At 71.6% G+C, this 4,666-nt stretch carries 6 protein-coding genes; 1 reads left to right on the top strand and 5 read right to left on the bottom strand.

Going from position 1 to position 4,666, the window contains the following annotated elements; all coding sequences use genetic code 11:
- Positions 1-487: alcohol dehydrogenase catalytic domain-containing protein (locus tag ACFFNX_RS42855; protein WP_378211992.1), on the bottom strand; the 487-nt coding region annotated here is incomplete at its 3' end.
- A 368-nt stretch (positions 488-855) separates the two neighbouring features.
- Between ACFFNX_RS42855 and ACFFNX_RS42850 the strand changes: the two genes are divergently transcribed.
- Positions 856-1,248, top strand: a complete 393-nt coding sequence (locus ACFFNX_RS42850; protein WP_378211991.1) for a DUF1877 family protein — start codon at positions 856-858, stop codon at positions 1,246-1,248.
- Here ACFFNX_RS42850 and lipB read toward each other — a convergent pair.
- From lipB to ACFFNX_RS42830, 4 genes are all read right to left on the bottom strand, one after another.
- The gene (lipB, locus tag ACFFNX_RS42845) at positions 1,230-1,943 is read right to left on the bottom strand and encodes a lipoyl(octanoyl) transferase LipB (RefSeq protein ID WP_378211990.1); all 714 of its coding nucleotides are present in this window, start codon (positions 1,941-1,943) and stop codon (positions 1,230-1,232) included. The genes ACFFNX_RS42850 and lipB overlap by 19 nt on opposite strands.
- Positions 1,944-2,010: 67 nt before the next feature.
- Complete coding sequence (locus tag ACFFNX_RS42840) at positions 2,011-2,748, bottom strand: Type 1 glutamine amidotransferase-like domain-containing protein (protein WP_378211989.1); 738 nt, start codon at positions 2,746-2,748, stop codon at positions 2,011-2,013.
- A gap of 192 nt (positions 2,749-2,940) precedes the next feature.
- Positions 2,941-3,828, bottom strand: a complete 888-nt coding sequence (locus ACFFNX_RS42835) for a TIGR01777 family oxidoreductase (protein ID WP_378211988.1) — start codon at positions 3,826-3,828, stop codon at positions 2,941-2,943.
- A gap of 50 nt (positions 3,829-3,878) precedes the next feature.
- A partial coding sequence (locus ACFFNX_RS42830) for a 2-oxo acid dehydrogenase subunit E2 (RefSeq protein ID WP_378211987.1) occupies positions 3,879-4,666 on the bottom strand: 788 nt, incomplete at its 5' end.

The raw sequence follows: 4,666 nt of genomic DNA, 5'->3' as shown, positions 1-4,666 counted from the left end.
CCGAGCGCACCAGCGCGTCGCCCACGTTGCCCGCCGCACCGGCCACGTACACGGTCTCCCCGAGCCGCAGCCCGCCGTGGCGGAACAGCGCGAGGAAGGCCGTCGCCGCCGGATGGAGCACGCCCGCCGCCTCCACCGCGCCGACGCCCTCGGGCAGCCGGTACAGCCGCTCGGCCGGCACCGCGACCAACTCGGCGAAGGAGCCCTGCCGGCCTCCGTGGCCCATGCCGGCGCACCAGACCCGGTCGCCGGGGGAGAAGCCCGGACCCGCGTCGGCGACCTCGCCGACCAGGTCGCGTCCGATGACGAACGGGAACGGCATCGGGGTCCGGTAACGGCCGGAGCGGACGAAGGCGTCCACCGGGTTCGCCGCCACCGCCTCGGTGCGGACGAGCACGTCGGCGGGGCCCGGGACGGGGTCGGGCAGCTCGCCCCAGCGGATCTCCTCAGGAGGCCCGAGACGGGTGATGTACGCGGCTCGCGTCATGAGTGCGAGAGTAGGGGCCGGTTCGATGTATGTGGCGGGACGTTCAGTTTGCGCAAGCGCCGGACATGGTGGAAGGTCGGCCGGGATACTGAGACGACAGCCCCTGCGGCGCCCGCTCTCCGGTGCGCCGGGGGTTGCGCGACGCCGGCGGAAGGTTGAGACCGGTCTTTTGCCGCGTTCTCACCATACGTAGCTGTCGATCTCTCTAAGGTAACTGGGATGTCGCGTGCACAACTGCGCATAACGGGAGGTCGGGCTTGCGAGTTGCCATGACGTACCTCAGGCTTCCGGAAGCCGAGGGCGGAGGCGATCCGGGCGCCGTCGCCAGATCGGTTTTCGGAAACAGGGGCTGGCAGAACCAGCACTCTGTGCTTCCCATCGCCGGCACATGGCAGGGCCTCCACTACCTGATCACCGGAGATCCGTGGGAGGGCCCGCACCCCGCCGCCGACGTCGTCTGCGGTGGTCGTCTGCTCACCGAGGACGGCACCGAGGAGTTCGGCGTGGACGTCATCTACCTGGCGCCCCAGCGGGTGAAGCCGGCCGCCGACCATCTCGCGGCGACCGACTTCAGGCAGATCGCCGGCCGGTACGACCCGAAGCAGATGGCCAAGCTGGGCATCCAGGGCGCCGACGACTGGATCGGCAAGCCCGTCGAGGCCGTACGCGACCGCGATCTGCGCACCGCGTACGAGAACCTCGTGGGCTTCTTCAAGGCCGCCGCGGACGAGGGCCAGGCGATCTACAAGGCGATGGGCTGACCCGGCAGGTCACCGCCCAGCATCGCGCCGAGGGTGCGGTGCGCGGTGTTCGCGGCGCCGAGCGCCTCGGCCAGCCGCTGCTCGGTGAGCGCCAGGGTCTCGGCCACCGAGACCTCGCGGTCGAGCTCCTGCGACAGTGAGGTCACGCCCGCGTCGCGGATGCCGCACGGCACGATCCGGTCGAACCACGACAGGTCGGCGTCGCAGTTGATCTCGAACCCGTGCATCGTCACGCCGCGGGAGACGCGGATGCCGATCGCGCCGACCTTGCGGTCAGGCACACCGGGCACCCACACGCCGCTGCGGCCCTCGACGCGCTTGGTCGCCAGGCCGAGGTCGGCGCACGCCCGGATCAGGGCCTCCTCGATCGTGCGGACGTAGGCGACCACGTCGACCGGCTCCTTGAGCCGCACGATCGGATAGCCGACCAGCTGTCCCGGCCCGTGCCAGGTGATCTTTCCGCCGCGGTCGACGTCGATCACCGGCGCGCCGGGGTCGCCGATCGGGCGGTCCAGCGGCTCGGTGCGCTTGCCGGCGGTGTAGACCGGCGGGTGCTCCAGCAGCAGGCAGACATCGGGGATCTCATCCGCGACCCGGCGCTCGTGCAACCGCCGCTGCAACTCCCACGCCTGTTCGTAGGGCACCGCGTGCTCGCCGAACCCGGCATGGACGAACACCAGGTCGCCGGTTGACACGGGTGCCGGTGGAAGGTCGGTGGATGGCTGTATCGCAGTCTCGCTCACGGACAAGAGCGTACGTCCCTCAGAGCGAGGCCAGCAGACGAGGCTCGATGTGGGTCTCCTTGACCCCTCCCGCCCCGTCCGGCTCGATGTCGTAGGCGCCGCGCCCGTCGACATAGCTCACCGCCTGCACGAACTCGATGCCGACGTAGTGCAGGCCCACGGCCTCGTCGGCGGCGTACCCCGACGGCAGCGTGCCGTCGGCGATGAGCCGGTGCAGCAGCGGACGGCGCTGCGGGTCGCTGTCGTAGTGGACGCCGCAGGAGTAGGGGAGCAGGCCGAGGCCGTCGGTGAGCGGGCGCAGGCGCGGCCCGAAGGAGTCGGTGTTGCCGCCGACGTGCCAGCACAGCGCGCCCGCGCTCTGCCCGCACAGCACGACCCCGGACCGCCACGCCTCGGCGAACGCGTCCTCGAGGCCGTGCAGGCGCCACAGGGCCAGCAGGTTGGCCACGCTGCCGCCGGAGACGTACACGAGGTCCTGGGCGAGCAGGTGCGCCGCCGGGTCCTCGTGATTGGGCATGGGGAACAGCGACAGGTGGCTGACCTCGGCGTCGAGCTGGGAGAACGCCGCGTAGAAGCGGGCGATGTGCTCCGCGCCGTCACCGAGTGCGGTGGGCACGAAGCAGACGCGCGGACGGTCGTGACCGGTGAGGTCGAGCGCGTAGCGCAGCAGGGGACTCGGCGACAGGCCGTACCTGTCGGTCGGGATGAAGCTGCCGCCGCCGATCGCGAGGATATGCGGTTTTCCGTCGGTGCTCATTGCTTGCTCCCACCCTCACTCGCTCCGCGGCAGGCCTCGTGCCAAGGCCGGCCGCCCCACTCGCTGGCGCTCATGCGCCCGAGACACCTTTCACGAGTGCCCCCCGGAGTACTCCCGCATCAGTCACCGTACGCGGCCGAACGACTGCGCGCAGGAGAGTGACGGGTTCCTTGCGAGTTCGTGGACGGCCGTTCAGGACAGGAGAGCGGCCATGGCGGTGTCGATGTCGCGGTGGCGGAAGGCGAACCCGGCCTTCGTCAGGCGGCCGGGCAGCACCCGCTGGCTGACGAGCGCGCCCTCGTCGGCGAACTCGCCGAGGGCCAGCCGCAGCGCGGGAGCGGGCACGATGAACGGCGCCGGGCGGCGCAGGGCGCGCCCGATCGCCGCGGTGAAGACGGAGTTGGTCACGGGCTCGGGCGCGGTGAGGTTGACCGGCCCCTGCAGGCCGTCGTGGATCAGGAAGCGCAGGGCGGCGATCTGGTCGTCGAGGGTGATCCAGCTCATCCACTGCCGTCCGGAGCCGAGCCGTCCGCCGAGACCGAGCCGGAACAGCGGCAGCACCTTGCCGAGCAGCCCGCCCTCCCGCGACAGCACGAGGCCGGTGCGCGGGTGCACGACCCGGATGCCGGCGTCGACCGCCGGCCGCGCCGCCGCCTCCCAGTCGCGGCACAGCGCGGCGAGGAACCCCGTTCCTCCCGGGGCCGACTCGTCGACCGCGTCGTCGCCGGTGTCGCCGTAGAAGCCCACCGCCGAGCCGGACACGAACACCGCGGGACGGCGGGAGAGCCCCGCCAGGGCGCGCGCGAGCGTACGCGTGCCCTCGACGCGGCTGTCGCGGACCTCGCGCTTGTACGTCTCCGTCCAGCGGTGGTCGCCGATGCCGGCCCCGGCCAGATGGACGACGGCGTCCACGCCCTCCAGCGCGGCGGAGTCGACCCCGCCGAACGGATCCCACCGGATCTCGTCCTCGGCGCCGGCCGGCCGGCGCACGAGCCGGATGACAGTAAGGCCCTCGTCCCGCAGCGCGCGGGCGAGGGCCTTGCCGATGAGTCCGGACGAACCCGTGATGGCGATCTGCACGACCGCCACCCTAGTGATCGCCGGGCCTCGGGAGTACCGTCCGGGTGGGCCTAGATCCCCAGCTCGGACTCGAAATTGCCCTCCTCGAGGCGGTGCTTGACCGTCGCGAGGAACCGTGCCGCGTCGGCGCCGTCCACCAGCCGGTGGTCGTAGGTCAGCGCGAGGTAGACGATCGAGCGCACGGCGATGACCTCGCCGAGCTGCGGGTCATCGATCACCGCGGGCCGCTTGACGACCGTGCCGGTGCCGAGCATGCCCACCTGCGGCTGGTTGAGGATCGGCGTGTCGAACAGCGCGCCGCGGCTGCCGGTGTTGGTCAGCGTGAACGTGCCGCCGGTCACCTCGTCCGGGCTCACCTTGTTGGTACGGGTGCGCTCGGCGAGGTCGGCGATCCGCTGCGCCAGGCCGCCCAGGTTGAGCTGACCGGCGTTGTGGATCACCGGGACCATGAGACCCTTCTCGGCGTCCACCGCGATGCCGAGGTTCTCGACGTCGTGGTAGGTGACCTCGTTGGTCTCGGAGTTGATGACGGCGTTCAGCTTCGGGTGGATCTTGAGTGCCTCGACCGCCGCCAGCGCGAAGAAGGGCAGGAAGCTGAGCTTGACGCCCTCACGCGCCTGGAAGTCGGCCTTGGCCTGCTCACGCAGCCGCGCGATCTTGGTGACGTCGGCCTCGACTACCGTGGTGAGCTGCGCGGACACCTGAAGCGAATCGACCATGTGCCGGGCGATCGACTGCCGCGTCCGGGACATCTTCTCGGTCGTGCCACGCAGGCGGGCGGCCGCCGCCGACGGCTGGGCCGGCGCGGGCGCCGATGCCGCGGGAGCCGGTGCCTGGG

The sequence above is a fragment of the Actinoallomurus acaciae genome (assembly GCF_042429965.1).
In the GTDB taxonomy this organism is placed as follows: domain Bacteria; phylum Actinomycetota; class Actinomycetes; order Streptosporangiales; family Streptosporangiaceae; genus Actinoallomurus; species Actinoallomurus acaciae.
The sequence above is the reverse complement of the archived record's forward strand: the minus strand, read 5'-3'. Positions and strand labels throughout refer to the sequence as shown.